Raw genomic sequence first — 16,090 nt, forward strand, 5'->3', positions numbered from 1 at the left:
CCACCAATGCAGTAGAGGCAGTACATCGCCAATTTAGAAAGCTCACCAAAACCAAAGGTGCTTTTCCTAATGAAAATAGCTTGTTGAAGCTACTTTACGCAGGCATATTAAACGCCTCTGATAAATGGACCATGCCAATCCACAATTGGAGCCTTTGCTTATCTCAGTTAGCGATTTATTTTGAAGGACGTTTAGATAGCGTGCTGGAAATTTAAAAATTAGCCTGACACAGAATTTTGAACGCCCTCAACTCCTCAACTTCCAACGTCTGTATATCTTCAATTTTGACTAGTTGCCCTTCTCCCTCGATCTGCTGTTCCGTTGCACTTTCGACTTGAAATTCCATTTGTTCGCCAGATATTGTGGTGACTTTGACCTTTTCACCTATGTAGCTGGATACCGATTGAGAATCCAATTTAACTTCATTGAGTGAAGAGCATGCGCAGAGGGAGAAACAGATAAGTGATACTACTGCTAACTTTTTCAAACAAGCCTCCTATCCTACAACTATTACATCCATGATAAGTTATACCTGTAGACATAAGCATTTAGGTATATGCTACTCAGCTTACGGAGTTTCGCCCACAAGTTAAAGAAACCTAGACTAAATCCACTTAAATTAAATCCTTTGGATGAGGTTAAATAGCTATCAAATGAGCACTGAACTCATCGATGCGGTTAAAGCCAAAGAATGCTTGCTGTTAAGCGCATTATTGCCAATGGCGCGGATCTTGAAGGCGTGGACGAAAATGCGATGACGGCACTCTTGCATGCCTGTGAGCTACAGTCTTTTGAACTGCTCAAATTATTGGTGGATGCGGGGGCCGATGTGAATCATCCAAACTCGCAAGGGTATCATCCGCTCGATATTGCTTACTGGCACGGTGAGTTTCGCATGGGATGCTATACCGCTGAGAGTGAGCGCATGGTGAGCTATTTAACCCGCCACGGCGACAAATCCTTTAGCTAGGTTAGGTACTAAATTGAAAAGTTCGAAAAGATGGGACATGCATAACTCTTTGGGATTAACTGCCAACATCCAGACCGCAGAAGCTCACCTTCCCCTGCGAAGTTGCTGAAGGGCGTTGAAGAAAATCGCGTGACGCAGACAGGACGTCTGCGTAGCTTTCGGGGGGAAGGGACACCCCATCGGAAGCGTTAGCGATTTTTGAATAAGCACGAAGCCACTAATCAATGCATGTAACTTCGCTAGGAACGCCGGGGGATTTCCAAAAGGGGACAGGCGCTTTTCCCCTTTTGGTCTGGTGTGGAGTGAAGCCCCACGACCTTGATTCACCTCGGCCGAAAGGCCGCAATCGAAAGATGGGACACAACGGTCAGGGTCAAACGTCTGATGCGATAGCATAAGTACGCTTTATGCCCAAGGCGCTTTCAACTCCGTTAGGGGCGTCTTGGCTGATATGAAGGTACCTATCCTTAAAGCAACCTCAATTACTATTCGCTTGAACGTAAGCCGAAAGCCGATTATGTTGTTGATTTTAAATGGCTAGTAAAGTTTTCAATTTGATTATCTGTTCTAAGGAGAGAGCATGTTTTTTACATTACTGTTTATTACATTTGCACTATCTATAACCGTTTCATTTCTAGTTGTTTCGATTTTCAAAAAACCACTAGGAGAAATATTTTCTCGAATAATTCAAGATTCAATCAGTGCCGCTTGGCAAAAATATATTATTTTTGCCACATACGTTGTGGGCATTTCTGGTGGAGTTAGAATTTATGATTTAGAACGCTACATTACCGCTCGACATAAAGATGTGGAAATTCTACAGCTAACACTGGAGCGTTGGACTATTGAGATCTATCGAACAATTATTGAAACTTTGCAAAGTATCGCGTGGATGTACCTTATCGTATTCATATTTGCCCTTATCGCATATGTCATTGTTAGAGGCTTTGAACTTAAAAACGCTAACAAGCAATAAACAAAAATCGCGTTAAGCTGGGCCTAACGCGATTTTTTATTACTCACTTACAACCTAATCACCAAAGTCATCGAGTAGGATATTTTCTGGTTCAACGCCTAGGCTTTCAAGCATCTTAATCACTGAAGAGTTCATGATTGGAGGACCACACATGTAGTACTCGCAGTCTTCTGGTGCCTTATGATTTTTAAGATAATTCTCATAAATCACATTATGAATAAAGCCAGTGTAGCCAGTCCAATTATCCTCAGGCAATGGCTCAGATAACGCCACATGCCAGACGAAGTTGTCATTCTCGGCTGCTAGGGCATCGAAATCCGCTTGGTAAAACACTTCACGGGTCGAACGAGCACCGTACCAGAAGCTCATTTTACGTGTGGTTTTCTTACTCTTAAGCTGATCGAAAATGTGTGAACGCATAGGTGCCATGCCCGCACCGCCGCCGATGAACACCATTTCCGCATCGGTTTCCTTCACAAAGAACTCACCGAATGGCCCAGAAATGGTCACTGTATCGCCCGCTTTCAGGTTGAAGATGTAAGATGACATCTTGCCCGCTGGCACATTGGCCGAAGGCGGCGTTGCAATCCGCACGTTCAGCATAATGCGGCCCTTTTCATCGGGATAGTTGGCCATAGAGTAAGCGCGCAACACTTCTTCATTGACGGTCGAGACTATATCAAACAGGCCGTATTTGTCCCAATCGCCACGGTATTTTTCAGGAATATCAAAGTCAACGTATTTCACCACATGGGCTGGCGCTTCAATTTGAATATAACCCCCCGCTTTAAAGCGAACATCTTCACCTTCGGGTAACTCAAGCAATAGCTCTTTGATAAAAGTTGCCTTGTTATCATTAGAGATCACCTGACATTGCCACTTCTTCACCCCAAAGATTTCTTCGTCGAGCTCAAGTTCCATATCGGTTTTCACTGAGACTTGGCAGGCGAGACGACAACCTTCTTTAGCCTCTTTCTTGGTGATATGGCCCATTTCAGTCGGCAGAATGTCACCGCCGCCCGATTTGATTTTCACTCGGCACTGACCACAGGTTCCGCCGCCACCACAGGCAGACGGAATAAAAATACTCTGACTCGCCAAAGCGCCGAGTAACTTGTCACCCGCGGCAACTTGAATGCTTTTTTCGGCATCTTCGTTGATGCTGATCGTCACTTCACCCGTAGCCACTAATTTCTTTTTGGCGATTAGAATCACTATCACCAATAGACAGACCACTAGCGTGAACATGCCTATGCCAATTGCCATTTCCATCGTATTACCCTTTTCTAGCTCTTTTCTAAAAAGAATCTGGTTTCACTTTCTCAATTCTTGGCTCGCCTACTGTAGCTTTACAGCGAGATCCCTGAGAAAGACATAAAGCCCAGCGCCATCAAGCCTGTAGTAATAAAGGTGATACCAATACCTTGTAAGCCTTCGGGAATCGCGTTGAATTTCATTCTTTCGCGCAGTCCCGCCAGCAGTACAATCGCCACCGCCCAACCAAGACCCGAGCCCATCGCAAACACCACTGACTCACCGAAGTTGTAATCACGGTTCGCCATAAAGATCACCCCGGCAAAAATCGCGCAGTTCACTGTGAGCAAAGGTAAGAAGATCCCAAGGGAGTCATACAGGCTAGGAATGTACTTATCCAAAAACATTTCAAGGATTTGCACTAACGCCGCAATCACACCAATGAAAGTGATCAGTTGCAGGTAACTTAAATCGATACCGGGTAATCCCGCCCAAGACAGTGCGCCAGGTGCGAGCACTTTGACGTAAATCAGCTGGTTTAACGGCACGGCTAAGGTCATCACCACAATCACAGCGACACCTAGACCAAAGGCGGTTGACACCTTTTTAGACACGGCCAAGAAAGTACACATGCCCAAGAAGAACGACAGCGCCATGTTGTCGATAAAAGTGGCCTGCAAAAATAGATTTATATAGTGTTCCATATCTGCTCCTTAACCCCGTTTCCGCTGGATCACATTGATAGTCCAGATCAACACACCAATCAGGAAGAAGGCGCTCGGTGGTAACTTGAACATCTCGTTTGGCAAGTACCAGCCACCATTCTCGATGGTGGTAAACACAGGGTGACCGAATAAATTCCCCGTCCCTAACAGCTCGCGTACAAAGGCGACGCTGATCAAAATCAAGCCATAACCTGTCGCATTACCAAGCGCATCGACGACCGCTAAATGCGGTGGATACTTCATGGCGAAGGCTTCTGCACGGCCCATGATGATACAGTTAGTGATAATTAACCCAACGAATACAGAAAGTTGCTTAGATAACTCATAGGCTACATCCTGCAGAACCATGTCGACGATAATCACTAAGGAGGCGATAACCGTCATCTGCGCGATAATCCGCACACTGGTCGGGATAAAGTTACGGATGGCAGAGATAATCAGGTTAGAAAACACCAACACAAAGGTCACTGCCAGTGTCATCACCACAGCGGTTTGCATTGAGTTACTGACCGCCAGTGCCGAACATACGCCCAGCACTTGCATCGCGACGGGGTTATTGGCAAACACTGGCCCCGTTAACATGTCACGCATGGATAAAGTGTTGCTCATTTTGCCTCTCCCAACTCACCTTGCAATTCACCCTGCGTGGCCGTCGCTTTCAGCTGATTGAAGAAGGTTTGAAAGCCCTCAACGCCAAACCAAAACTCCATTGCGCGCTGCACGCCGCGGCCCGTCATGGTCGCGCCACTCACCGCATCGACACCATGAATATCGCCTTCTTTAGCGCCGCCTTTCACAAGACGCATCGAAAACTTGCCTTTTTCATCAAACAATTGCTTACCCTTCCATAGTGACACCCACTTAGGATCAGTTAAAAAATCGCCGATACCTGGGGTTTCACCGTGTTCGTACACGACGAGCCCTTTAATGGTGTTGAAATCGGGTTCAACCGCCACATAACCGTAGATCATCGACCACAGACCTTTGCCATAGAAAGGCACAACCACGCTGTCTAACTTGCCGTTGGCATCGAGCACTTTAAACACGCGGGCATCGTTCGCACGGGTTTTAATCTTGGCAATATCTTTTTTCGGCGCACTCGAAGTCTCAGGATTAATTGCCGCCATACGCTCATCGAAATCGAGGACGTTAGCGTCTGAGTCCACCTTGCCTGTATCTAAGTTGATCAATAATGGCTTAACGGATTTAGCGAAAATTTCTCTAAACTCATTGCCCTGACCTAAGTTCACATCGGCGGCCATCAACACATAGCGCTGCACTTCGTCACGTTTTTTGGCAACTTTACGTTCTTTCAATATGCCTGCAGTGCCTGTGATCATAAAAGAGCACAGGAGGCAGAGCGTGATGGTGAAGATCATGGTCCCCACCACAGTATCTTTCTTAAATACCATGACGTTTTAATCTCCGTTTGATGTTGGCGCGGGCCACCAGATAATCGAACAGCGGCGCCCAAAGGTTGGCGAACAGAATGGCTAACATCACGCCCTCAGGCATTTTGGGGTTAGCGACACGGATAAGCACAGTCATAAAACCAATCAAAGCACCGTAGGCAAACTTGCCTTGACGAGTGTACGAAGTGGTTACAGGATCGGTGGCCATAAACATCATTGCTAACGCAAAACCGCCAGTGACAAGATGCCAAGTCCACGGCATTGCCATCATTTGATTGCTGCTAGAACCGATGTAATTACACAGCGTTGCAGTCGCTATCATGCCCAGCAACACACCGAGCACAATGCGCCAATCCGCTAAGCGGCTGATCAGCAATAATGAACCGCCGATCAAAATCGCTAAGGTGCTGGTTTCGCCAATCGCGCCCACGGTAAAGCCAAAAAAGTTGTTCCACCAGTTAGGATCGCTAAAGGCGCTAAACCAAGAGTAATCGGCAAAACTCAACTTGCCCGCTGCGGTTTGTGCCAGCGCTGTTGCACCAGAGAAACCATCAACGGCAACTAACTGTTTAATGGTTGAAACTTCAGATGGATAGGCGAAGTAGATAAAAGCCAAGCCTGCCAGCGCAGGGTTAAGGAAGTTATATCCCATGCCGCCAAACAGCTCTTTAGCCACGACCACACCAAAGGAAATCCCCATGGCCACCAGCCACAACGGTGTCGATACTGGCAAGATTAAGGTAAACAGCAGGGCCGTCACGAAGAAGCCTTCGTGCAACTCTTGACCACGAACCCGCGCAAACACCACTTCCCAAAACAAACTGGTGAGCAGTGCTGTCAGGTAAATCGGCAGATAAAAACTAAGACCATAGAGGAATAAACCTAATATCCCAGTGTCTTGGCTAAGGCTGCCAAACAGGGTATTAAAGATTTCTAACTTCCAAATATCTGGGGTCGATAATCCGCCCGCGAGCGCAAGCTGTGCCTGTAGGCCAATGTTATATAGACCGAATAAAATGGCGGGCAGTAAACACAAACCGACTAGCGTCATGGTACGTTTCACGTCAATCGCGTCACGCACATGCACTTGACCCTTAGTGCTACGACCATTGGCAATGACGAGTGAGCGCAAAAAGCCCTTCATCGACTTACCCGTTGCGTAGTACTCTTGTTGTAAATCAGAGGCGTCCTGTAAATCAGGTTTTTTCACTTGTTTGGTCATTAACCTTCCCTCTCAATAACATCTAGACAGGCACGTAATTCTTTACCAAAGTCATATTTGCCGGGACATACGAAGGTACACAGCGCCAGATCTTCTTCATCTAACTCCAATGCACCTAAGGCTTGCGCCTCGTCGGTATCACGCACCACTAAGTCTCGAACGAGTAAGGTGGGTAAAATATCCAGTGGCATCACGCGATCTAACTGACCAAAAGCCATCATGGCGCGAGCAGAACCGCCCTGATGAGTCGTAAACTCGAACAATTTAGTCGCACCAAACAGACGTGATGTTACGGCACGAGTGATGGAGAATTTGTCAGAACCACCGCGCACCCAAGGGAGAACATGGTGCTGCGAATCTTCGCTCAACACTGACACTTGGTTGTGGAATCGGCCTAAAAAGTCATGTACGCCCGCCGCGGTATGGCCAGATAACACAGATCCCGATACCACGCGGTTATGGCCAGGTTTGATTTCATCACTCACTAAGGCACTTAGCTCAGCGCCCAATTGAGTGCGTAGTAAGCGCGGGTTCAGCACGCTCGGGCCACCTAAGGCGACGATGCGGTCGGTATACAACTCACCGGTTTGGAATAACTTGCCGTAGGCAATCACATCTTGATAACCGATATGCCATACCTGACGTTCTAAACTCACTGGCAAAGTAAAGTGAATATGAGTACCCACTAAACCCGCAGGATGAACACCATCAAAACGGCGCACCTCAAGTTGTGGTAATGCTTCTTTAACAATCGCTTCGCCCTTATCCTGACACAGGTAAACCTTGCCTTCGGTTAAACGGCTCAACACCAGCAAGCCTGCTTTAAAAGCTTCGGTTTGCTCGGCGATGATCAAACGCGGAGCAGCGGCCAGTGGATTAGTATCGATAGCGGTGACGAAAATACCTGCTGGCGTGCTATCGAGCGCAGGCACGCGCGAGAAAGGCCGCGTACGCAGTGCAGTCCATAGACCGCTTTTCACTAATTGCGCCTGAACGGTTGACCTTGCTAAAGCGGCGATGTCTTGATGGATATCGAAAGAAATCTGCCCATCGCGGTTTTCACCGTCATCACAACGAATGACGACTGATTGTAGAATTCGACGCTCGCCGCGGTTAATCGCTACGACTTGGCCACTAGCGGGTGCAGTGAACAACACACCAGGCGTTTTTTTGTCTTCAAATAGGGCTTGGCCCTTTTGAACAAAATCACCCTCTTCGACCAACATCGTCGGCTTAAGCCCAACGAATTCTTCTCCCAGAACAGCCACTTGGGATGGCTTAGCACCGAGTTCAATGACCTGTCGCGGCTCACCAACAATCGGCAAGTCGAGGCCTTTTTTGATCGTTACAATTTGGTTTGAAAAATCTGCCATCACAAATATCAACCATGAAAAATTTTTAGATAAATTTAGGGTAGAGATTTGTTAACGCAGATTCCGATATTGGCGTCACATTCCGCTGCAAATTCGTAAGTTAGATACGTAAATTTACGCAATTTTGTGACATAGATTCACATCCTTACTTACTGTAATCTGCAAATGTAGTTTTATAACAATTTATTCATAAATACGTCATTACTGATTTAGTAGTACCTAAGGTTTACAAAAATAAGCAAAAATCTCCATTTCAGTGCAGTAAAGCGCTAAAACCGTTAAAAGAGCAACTCAGCGAACAAACTTCAACCAATGGCATGCCTCAAAATGGGACAGTATGGCTAAACTTGCTGGCTATTTTTAGCGCACTAACATTTCAACCTATGGTTTAACCTTTGCTTTACAGCAAAAGCTTGGTAGCCTCAAACTAAGAGAGTTTCCGTAGGAGAAATAGATGGAATACAGACGCATACCGCATTCTAATCTTGAGGTCAGTAAAATTTGTTTGGGCACTATGACTTGGGGCGAACAAAATACCCAAGCCGAAGCGTTTGCACAGCTGGACTACGCCATAGGCAATGGCATCAACTTTATCGATACGGCGGAAATGTATCCCGTACCACCTAAGCCGGAGACCCAAGGGGAAACCGAGCGTATCCTAGGGCAATATATTAAGGCCCGCGGTAACCGAGACGACTTAGTGATCGCCACAAAAATTGCCGCACCTGGGGGTAAAAGTGATTACATTCGCAAAAATATGGCGCTGGACTGGAACAACATCCACCAAGCGGTCGATGCATCTTTAGCACGCCTCCAAATAGACACTATCGACCTTTATCAAATCCATTGGCCTGACCGTAATACCAATTTCTTTGGTGAACTGTTTTACGATCAACAAGAGCATGAGCATCAAACGCCGATCCTCGAGACCCTAGAAGCGCTCGCAGAAGTGATCCGCCAAGGTAAAGTGCGCTATATCGGGGTGTCGAACGAAACGCCTTGGGGCTTGATGAAATACCTGCAACTCGCCGAAAAACATGGCTTGCCGCGTATTGTGAGTGTGCAAAATCCCTATAACTTGCTTAATCGCAGTTTCGAAGTCGGCATGAGCGAAATCAGTCACCGCGAAAACTTGCCATTACTGGCCTATTCGCCACTGGCCTTTGGCGCCTTGACGGGAAAATATTGCAACGACCAGTGGCCTGAAGGCGCGCGCCTGACCTTGTTTAAGCGTTTCGCCCGCTATACAGGTTCGCAAATGGCTCTGGAGGCGACAAAAGCCTATGTCGATTTGGCCCGCGAGTTCAAACTCACGCCCTCACAAATGGCGTTAGCTTTTGTTAACTCACGTAAGTTTGTCGGCTCCAATATCATAGGTGCCACCGACTTATATCAACTGAAAGAAAACATCGACAGTTTAAAAGTCACCTTATCGCCAGAGCTATTAGTACGATTAAACCAACTGTCCGATCAATTTAGATTACCTTGCCCTTAGCCCCTAGGCTTAGTCGGCGAGTTGTTTGAATGACTGACCAATAGCATCGGGTCAAATCCCCCTGATGCTATTGATTTCAAATAGCTTTAGAGGCATAACTTTTTACCTTTATATCACCTCATCAATGGGCTCTCTGCTCCATTCAATCAAAAGCTACCTATTACTTAGTCTTGTTTATCTTATCCCTCCGGCTTAGCAAAAGGTCATCGTCTTCAGCTCCACGAGCTCACCAGCGCCAGGCTATGCGAGAAGGCTGCAATACATGGTCTAGGTTACATTCGGATACAGAGTCCTTTTAAGAAGTGAAATATAGTGGCATCACAGTCACTAGACAGATGTCTTAAGGATAAAAAAATGAAAAAACTTTGCTTTGTAATCACAAGTGTTTTGATGTCAAGCCACGCTCTTGCTGAAAGCAATACCTACATTCGTAACGGTAATATCTATAGTCATCAAGATCAGTTCTTTGCTGGCGCAGGTGTTGCTACTGGTAGTCAGTTTTATAAGGGTCAAGATCACCAAACAGGTGCCTACCTCAATGGCGGCTACCACGGTGAAGACTTCAACGCCGATCTGTCCGGCATCAACTACCGCTTTTTAGGCACGAACGATAGTGCCGTTAATTTCAGTATCTTTGCCGTTGCCAATCCCGGCTTTGATGCCGATGATGCGGATATTTTAACGGGCATGAAGGATCGCAAATTCAGTGGTGATCTGGGTTTAAACGCCGACATTCATTTAGGAAATGGCACGCTATCAACCAAATTCCAACACGATGTCACCAATATTTATGATGGTTTTCAGGCTGATATCACCTATTACCATCCAATAAATGTAGGCTTCGGTGATCTGGTGCCTTATGCAGGTGTGCACTACTTCAGTAAAGACTTCGCAAACTACTACACAGGTGTGACGTCATCTGAAGCTACGGCGCAGCGCCCTGCCTATCAAGCCGACGGCACCTTTGCATATAAGCTAGGCTACGCTTTGGTTATTCCAGTCACTAAGCATTTAGATATTACTCAAGCCACAGGTTACTCGTACATAGGTGCCAACATGGCAGACTCTCCGCTAATAGACAGTAACAACCAGTGGGTTACTACCCTTGGCGTGAACTATAGCTTCTAAACAACCTGACGAGACAAGACCATGACACTTATCAGAAAAACGTTTTTATGTGCTGGATTAGCTCTGATGCTTTCAGCTTGTGCCACTTCCTACGATACCGAAAAGCAATTTTGGTCTTTCGGTAAAGGATTTGAAACCGCACAGATTGCACCCGATAGCTGGCAGATAAGCTTTGTTGGCAATACCAACACTGACCGCGCATTGGCCCGAAAGTACGTCATGCGTAAGTCAGCAGAGTTATGCAAACAAGCGGGTTATAACTACTTCACTTTTACTCACGAACAAACCGATCGTGATGCAATTGGCCAGTTTGGAGTAGGAGCGAGCGCGAGTAAGGATATCTTGTGGGGGAGTTCGACGATGAATCAAGAAACCTCTGTCATGGTCGAAGTCACAGGTTTACATAGCAAGCCAGAAAATGCGAGTTCCCGCATCTATGAAACAGATTACATACTTAACAATGTCAATGTGAAAAGTTAATTGCTCATCAAAAATGCACCAGTCTAGATTCTCGTTAGGTATCAAGGCTGGTGCGTTTTATTTATAAATCCCCCCTGTTCAGCACCAATTCGTTAGGCACTCATTCGTATAGTGAGTTGAGTCATTCTGCCTCTATCTCTAAATCAACTCAGCAGATTAGATTACGTAGGCCTAGCCGCATTGCTCGCTTCAGCTCATGTTAAAGAAACAGACAAAAACGGCTCAAACCTCGCATTATACCAATCGTATTAAACCCCAACTTTAAACTTCAGCCTTGAATTTTAGTGACATGCGAGCCCCACCTAAGTCAGGAGCACGGCCAATACGTAATGGGGACCCCATCCAACAACCAATTCTATCGACAATCGCCAGACCCATGCCATGACCGGAATTTCCCCGGCTGTGCTGACCACGCACAAAAGGTTTAATCACTTGAGTAGATTCCTGTTCATCTATGCCAGGGCCATCATCGTCAACGTGTAACCACGCAATCCCATCTTCCGATGCCAACGTCAGCCGAATCTTTGCCTTACCAAAACGCAGCGCATTATTGAGCAAATTATTCACCTGCATTGATAAGTACTTGGGATCTGTCTTGATCTTGAGCGCTGTGGGATAGGGAACCAGTTCAACTGAAAAATCGGGGTACACTTGACCTTGATACTTTTCGAGTAACCAAGCATTGAGCTCAATCGACTGCCAATCGGGCTGGATATTCGCCTCATCGAGGCGGGCATAGCTGAGCAGTGTCATGACCAACTCTTCCATAGTGTCCAGATCGCGGTTCAATCGCTGAAAATACTTCACCCTAAGTTGTTCGCTTTGGGTTTCTTCTAACGCCGCAATACCAAATCGCAGCCGCGCAATCGGAGTTTTTAAATCATGGGAAACTGCCCGACTAAGCAATTTATTGTCATCGATTAATTGCTGGATGCGATCTGCCATACGGTTGAATTCGCTTTCTATTGTGCCTATGTAGGACGCTTTACTGACCACAATTCGCTGCTGTAATTCTCCCATACCAAATGCTTGAGTCACCTTACTGAGATTAACCAGTTGGCGGATTAAAGGAGACACCCACACCAACAAAATCACCACCACACCGCCATAAAAAAGCATGGTATACAGCTTATTCGCGTTAAAACTCACATCGGCTGGCGTCACTATCTGGGTATTGATATTCAGCACCTGACCCGTTTTAGGCAATAAATAGTGCAAAGAGATGCCGTCATCGGACTCCAGCAATAATGATTCCCCTGAATAAAACTCTGTCTTTAGGGCTGAGGGTAAGACAAAATCCGCTTCATTCACCAAAGACAATTGATCTGCATTTCGCTGATTCCAGTTGTCTATAAACGCATTATTTGGGGCGGGATCGTTATCTAACGTTTGCGCCAGTGAGCCGCCCAGCAGTTTTAATGCCGCGAGGTGAGTTGCTGGGCTAGACGTTTCATTATCAGGATCAATAAGTGTTGCAAACTCACTTATCGACCAGCCTAGGCTGGCAATGGCCACCAGCACGACCAGCACCAGAGAAGTCATTAACTTCTTCATAAAGCTTGCTCGGCCTCATCGCGGCAAAACAAATATCCCTTGCCACGAATGGTTTTGACTTTATAGGGCTGACTCAACGCTTCCTGCAACTTCTTGCGTAAGCGCGATATGCGAATATCCACCGAGCGGTCTAGGCCATCGTATTCAATGCCCCGCAGTTGAGCCACCAATTCATTGCGACTCACTATCGTGCCCGCCTTCAATGCCAGCAGCCACAAGACATCAAACTCATTGGCATTCAAATCCAGCGGCTGTTTATCAATGGTGACTGACTTTGCCGTCGCATTTAACACTAAAGAATCAAACACTAATTGCTGCTTTTGCTCCTCATCACTCACTCGGCGTAACAGGGCCTTTATCCGCGCTAACAGCACCTGTGGTCGAATCGGCTTAGTGAGGTAATCATCAGCACCGGCATCTAACCCGCGGATTTCATCGCCGTCCTCAACGCAAGCCGTCATAAATAAAATGGGCCCAGTATAAAATCCCCTGGCCTCCTTACACACATCGAAGCCATTCTTAACGGGCATCATCACGTCGAGTAGCACTAGGTCAGGCATCTCATCGGCTATCATCTCTAAGGCAAAATCACCTTGGCTGGCCACTGTGACTCCGTAACAGTGATCCAGTAAATAATCACTGATCCACTCTGCCAGAGAGGTATCGTCCTCTACGACTAAGATATGCTTTGCAACTGACATATTAGAATAACCTCCAACCGGACTGACTCTGTTTAGGGGCCTTATAAACCCATGTCACGACCACTTTAACTTGTGCGAGCGGTTGTACATCATCATTACGGATAAGACTAAAAGTCGCCGTTTTATCCCCTTCAAAACTATATTGATATTCTTGCAAAGCTTTGCCAGTCCAGCAGGTTAACTGGTGCTGACGGTCTGTCAGTATGAGGCAGTACTCGCCGCTCGCGGGTGTCTGCCATCGGAACAATACATCTTGATAGCAAGTTTGCCCTTTATGCAGTGCAATGCAGCGTTCTGGGGTCGCGGTAAAAATAACGGCATCATCCTGACTCCAAACCAAAAAAGGCGCGCTCAGCATCACTACCGCTAACAATTGATAAAATCGATTCATGCCCTCCTCCTAAAACACATAGCTAAGAGAAGCATTAAAATACGATGTATAACTCGCTTGATTGAAGGGACTGTCGGTCACTTCTTGGGATAACACATTGAAGCGATACATGGCCCGAAAGACAAAATTTTCACTCAGCGGATAGGCAACCCCTAACTCCATGCCGTAACTGAAAGAGCTATCCGGCCGATACTCAGGAAAGCGTTCAGTGGCTTCTTCCTTACTGATCCCAAAAAGATAGCGATTCAAGGTGGCAGATGAGTAACCTACGCTCCCCAATACGTGAAAATTCCAATTACGAACCTGCCAGGACTTACCCAATCTGGCAGAACTTTGAATACCTTGATCATCATAATAATCAGATACTAACCTATACTGAAAAACATAGTTATCGCCCCAATAACGTGTGGCACGAAAACCGGCACCAACATAGAGAGAATCTTCCGATAGTAGATAAGCATTGCGGCCAGCTTCATCCAGCGTACTGGGATCCACATCAGGACGGGACCATGAACCTTGCAAGTTAGCCAATAGCAGTTCTAATGACCAATCCTCTGAACTCCAAAGATTAAATCCCAGATTAATGCCATCTTGAGATTGATGGATCATCTCAACAAACAGCCCTTTGTACTGGTACATGCCACTGACTAACAGCGACAACTGTGCAGAACCAGAATCCGTTTGCCGAACATCGACTTGATTAATCCCGTAAACACTCATGCCCAGCTCAAAATCACCGCCGTCAGCAAGGCGATTAGTTCCTCCAGTAACACTGCTCGCAATATCTGATGCTGCAGCGGTTCTAGGAAGAATGCTCAGCGTTAACACAAGAAGCCAAAGAATACGCATGCCCATTTAATTCACATTTTTAGTCGTTATTTAACGCTACATATTACAACAGTTTGTTGCAAGTCACTGCACAACCAGTATCATTTTTACGGCAATTGTGTGTCGGATAACAAGATAGACCTATATCCCAAACAACTTGAATCCTGCATCTTCAAATTGTTTGAGGATATACTCACCTCACATTGAGTTAAGGCACAAATGAGGCTCAAGCTAAGATGAAGTGGCGCAGTTAAGTTAACCGCTGTCGTCGTTAGCACACTGAATTATGGGCTAATACATTTAAACAACTCGCACCTTAAACTGCTGCATCGTTTCCCTCAATGAATTAGCCTGCTTAGACAGTGACTCACTGGCTTTCGCGGTTTCGTTAGCGCTGCAGAGAACCAACTCACCCGAATCACGAATCGCATTAATGCGCTCACTAATATCTTCGGCGGTCACGGCTTGCTCCTCACTAGCGGTCGCGACTTGAGTATTAGCCTGAGTCAGTTCAGTTAAGGCATCTAAAATCTCAAATAGGTGCTGCTTGGCTTGATTAACGAGCAGTGACGATTCACTGATTTGCTTATCGTTATTGGCGAAGGATTCAACTGAAGACTTAGCATCTTTCACGAGTGTTTGGATAAGATCGCTGATCTCCTGCGTGGCCGTTTGACTGCGCGTTGCCAATGCCCGCACTTCTTCGGCGACCACAGCAAACCCACGACCTTGATCTCCAGCCCGCGCCGCTTCAATCGATGCATTCAAAGCTAATAAGTTCGTCTGCCCAGCTATCGCATCGACCACAGAAACAAAGTTGAGGATTTTTCCCGTACTCGCCTGAACCTGTTGAATAAGTTGATTCGAATACTGGGCGCTGGCAACCAACTGCTTCGAGATTTTTTCGCTCGCATCGACAACCTCACAACTTTCTTTCACTTTATGCTCAGCTTGTCCCGCTGAATACGAAGCAGTTTCTGCACTACTCGCCACTTCAGTGATCGTTGCTGCCATTTGGGTCATAGAGGCGGCGACTTGGTCAGTGTTATCCTGCTGCCTCAACATGGCCTCACGATTATTCTCGGCCACCGCATTAAGCTCAGTCACCATAGAGGCAATTTCTTCACTTCGAGCAATCACTTGGCCAACAGTTTTACTTAAAGTCCACGCCATTTGATTCATACTGACGGTAAGTTCGCCTAATTCATCCTTGGAATCGACGCGCAGCTCTTGGTTAAAGTTGCCCTTTTCCATCATGGCGGCAGAATTACGTAACCGATTGATAGATTTGACCATGTATTGACTGCAAGCGATGCCAATTAATAATCCTATGACTAGGGTCTGTTGATCTTTCGAGAGTAATTTTTAGACAGCATGGCAAGACGTTATAATTTGCTTCGCCAAAAGTAACCATAACCTCAAGCCATGCCAAGACTTATGCTAACCGATGCACGCTGGGAAAAGCTATTTCATTTAATGAAAAGCACAGGCCGTGTTTATGACAAACCTGAACATAGACAAACATTCGAAGGTATTCTTTACCGCCTTAGAACAGGTATCCCTTGGCGAGATTTACCTAAA

Annotated in this window: 18 protein-coding genes and 1 pseudogene; 7 read left to right on the plus strand and 12 right to left on the minus strand. The window is 46.3% G+C overall.

What is annotated here, in order from left to right; translation table 11 throughout:
* A partial coding sequence (locus L5M38_RS22450) for a transposase (protein ID WP_263179398.1) occupies positions 1 to 215 on the plus strand: 215 nt, incomplete at its 5' end.
* Here the strand turns inward: L5M38_RS22450 and L5M38_RS22455 are convergent.
* Positions 212 to 487: a hypothetical protein gene (locus L5M38_RS22455; protein WP_263180358.1), complete on the minus strand. Its 276-nt coding sequence runs from the start codon at positions 485 to 487 to the stop codon at positions 212 to 214. The genes L5M38_RS22450 and L5M38_RS22455 overlap by 4 nt on opposite strands.
* Before the next feature lie 204 nt (positions 488 to 691).
* On the opposite strand from L5M38_RS22455, the gene L5M38_RS22460 reads away from it, so the two are divergent.
* Together L5M38_RS22460 and L5M38_RS22465 are read left to right on the plus strand one after the other, a co-directional pair.
* Positions 692 to 970 carry an ankyrin repeat domain-containing protein gene (locus tag L5M38_RS22460; RefSeq protein WP_263180359.1) on the plus strand — a complete coding sequence of 93 codons (279 nt, stop codon included), beginning with the start codon at positions 692 to 694 and terminating at the stop codon, positions 968 to 970.
* A gap of 580 nt (positions 971 to 1,550) precedes the next feature.
* On the plus strand, positions 1,551 to 1,946 hold the full coding sequence (locus tag L5M38_RS22465; protein ID WP_006084039.1) for a hypothetical protein: 396 nt from the start codon (positions 1,551 to 1,553) through the stop codon (positions 1,944 to 1,946).
* A 54-nt stretch (positions 1,947 to 2,000) separates the two neighbouring features.
* Here the strand turns inward: L5M38_RS22465 and nqrF are convergent, their stop codons facing one another.
* The 6 genes from nqrF to L5M38_RS22495 all read right to left on the minus strand — a co-directional run bounded on the left by nqrF (position 2,001) and on the right by L5M38_RS22495 (position 7,932).
* Positions 2,001 to 3,218, minus strand: coding sequence for an NADH:ubiquinone reductase (Na(+)-transporting) subunit F (gene nqrF, locus L5M38_RS22470; RefSeq protein ID WP_263180360.1), 1,218 nt, complete (start codon positions 3,216 to 3,218; stop codon positions 2,001 to 2,003).
* Between the two features lie 77 nt (positions 3,219 to 3,295).
* On the minus strand, positions 3,296 to 3,904 hold the full coding sequence (gene nqrE, locus L5M38_RS22475; protein ID WP_105250116.1) for an NADH:ubiquinone reductase (Na(+)-transporting) subunit E: 609 nt from the start codon (positions 3,902 to 3,904) through the stop codon (positions 3,296 to 3,298).
* A 9-nt stretch (positions 3,905 to 3,913) separates the two neighbouring features.
* Entirely contained in the window at positions 3,914 to 4,534 is a 621-nt protein-coding gene (locus tag L5M38_RS22480; RefSeq protein WP_028761892.1) for an NADH:ubiquinone reductase (Na(+)-transporting) subunit D, read from the minus strand.
* Positions 4,531 to 5,337 (minus strand): Na(+)-translocating NADH-quinone reductase subunit C, encoded by an 807-nt coding sequence (locus tag L5M38_RS22485; RefSeq protein ID WP_263180363.1) that lies wholly within the window; start codon positions 5,335 to 5,337, stop codon positions 4,531 to 4,533. The genes L5M38_RS22480 and L5M38_RS22485 overlap by 4 nt, the downstream gene beginning before the upstream one ends.
* Positions 5,327 to 6,559, minus strand: coding sequence for an NADH:ubiquinone reductase (Na(+)-transporting) subunit B (locus tag L5M38_RS22490; RefSeq protein ID WP_028759366.1), 1,233 nt, complete (start codon positions 6,557 to 6,559; stop codon positions 5,327 to 5,329). Before L5M38_RS22490 ends, L5M38_RS22485 begins: the two co-directional genes overlap by 11 nt.
* A complete protein-coding gene (locus L5M38_RS22495; RefSeq protein ID WP_263180364.1) occupies positions 6,559 to 7,932 on the minus strand; it encodes a Na(+)-translocating NADH-quinone reductase subunit A in 1,374 nt (457 codons plus the stop codon). The genes L5M38_RS22490 and L5M38_RS22495 overlap by 1 nt, the downstream gene beginning before the upstream one ends.
* Positions 7,933 to 8,386: 454 nt before the next feature.
* On the opposite strand from L5M38_RS22495, the gene L5M38_RS22500 reads away from it, so the two are divergent.
* From L5M38_RS22500 to L5M38_RS22510, 3 genes are all read left to right on the plus strand, one after another.
* Positions 8,387 to 9,427: an NADP(H)-dependent aldo-keto reductase gene (locus tag L5M38_RS22500; protein ID WP_168824823.1), complete on the plus strand. Its 1,041-nt coding sequence runs from the start codon at positions 8,387 to 8,389 to the stop codon at positions 9,425 to 9,427.
* Between the two features lie 354 nt (positions 9,428 to 9,781).
* Positions 9,782 to 10,555 (plus strand): outer membrane protein OmpV, encoded by a 774-nt coding sequence (gene ompV, locus L5M38_RS22505; RefSeq protein WP_317629720.1) that lies wholly within the window; start codon positions 9,782 to 9,784, stop codon positions 10,553 to 10,555.
* Positions 10,556 to 10,576: 21 nt separating this feature from the next.
* The gene (locus tag L5M38_RS22510; RefSeq protein WP_028761861.1) at positions 10,577 to 11,035 is read left to right on the plus strand and encodes a CC0125/CC1285 family lipoprotein; all 459 of its coding nucleotides are present in this window, start codon (positions 10,577 to 10,579) and stop codon (positions 11,033 to 11,035) included.
* A 261-nt stretch (positions 11,036 to 11,296) separates the two neighbouring features.
* On the opposite strand, the gene L5M38_RS22515 is transcribed toward L5M38_RS22510, so the two are convergent.
* From L5M38_RS22515 to L5M38_RS22535, 5 genes and pseudogenes are all read right to left on the minus strand, one after another.
* Positions 11,297 to 12,589 (minus strand): ATP-binding protein, encoded by a 1,293-nt coding sequence (locus L5M38_RS22515; protein WP_263180369.1) that lies wholly within the window; start codon positions 12,587 to 12,589, stop codon positions 11,297 to 11,299.
* Positions 12,586 to 13,290 (minus strand): response regulator transcription factor, encoded by a 705-nt coding sequence (locus L5M38_RS22520; protein WP_263180371.1) that lies wholly within the window; start codon positions 13,288 to 13,290, stop codon positions 12,586 to 12,588. The genes L5M38_RS22515 and L5M38_RS22520 overlap by 4 nt, the downstream gene beginning before the upstream one ends.
* 1 nt (position 13,291) lies before the next feature.
* Positions 13,292 to 13,681, minus strand: coding sequence for a DUF3019 domain-containing protein (locus L5M38_RS22525; RefSeq protein WP_263180374.1), 390 nt, complete (start codon positions 13,679 to 13,681; stop codon positions 13,292 to 13,294).
* Between the two features lie 9 nt (positions 13,682 to 13,690).
* On the minus strand, positions 13,691 to 14,530 hold the full coding sequence (locus L5M38_RS22530) for a MipA/OmpV family protein (protein ID WP_028761859.1): 840 nt from the start codon (positions 14,528 to 14,530) through the stop codon (positions 13,691 to 13,693).
* A gap of 279 nt (positions 14,531 to 14,809) precedes the next feature.
* Positions 14,810 to 15,850, minus strand: a pseudogene (locus tag L5M38_RS22535) (methyl-accepting chemotaxis protein); the annotation flags it as partial.
* A gap of 84 nt (positions 15,851 to 15,934) precedes the next feature.
* On the opposite strand from L5M38_RS22535, the gene L5M38_RS22540 reads away from it, so the two are divergent.
* Positions 15,935 to 16,090, plus strand: a 156-nt coding sequence (locus tag L5M38_RS22540; protein ID WP_259573881.1) for a transposase, incomplete at its 3' end; no start/stop codon positions are given.

Origin of the sequence: Shewanella sp. SM101 (assembly GCF_025654465.1) — a bacterium.
In the GTDB taxonomy this organism is placed as follows: Bacteria; Pseudomonadota; Gammaproteobacteria; order Enterobacterales; family Shewanellaceae; genus Shewanella; species Shewanella oncorhynchi.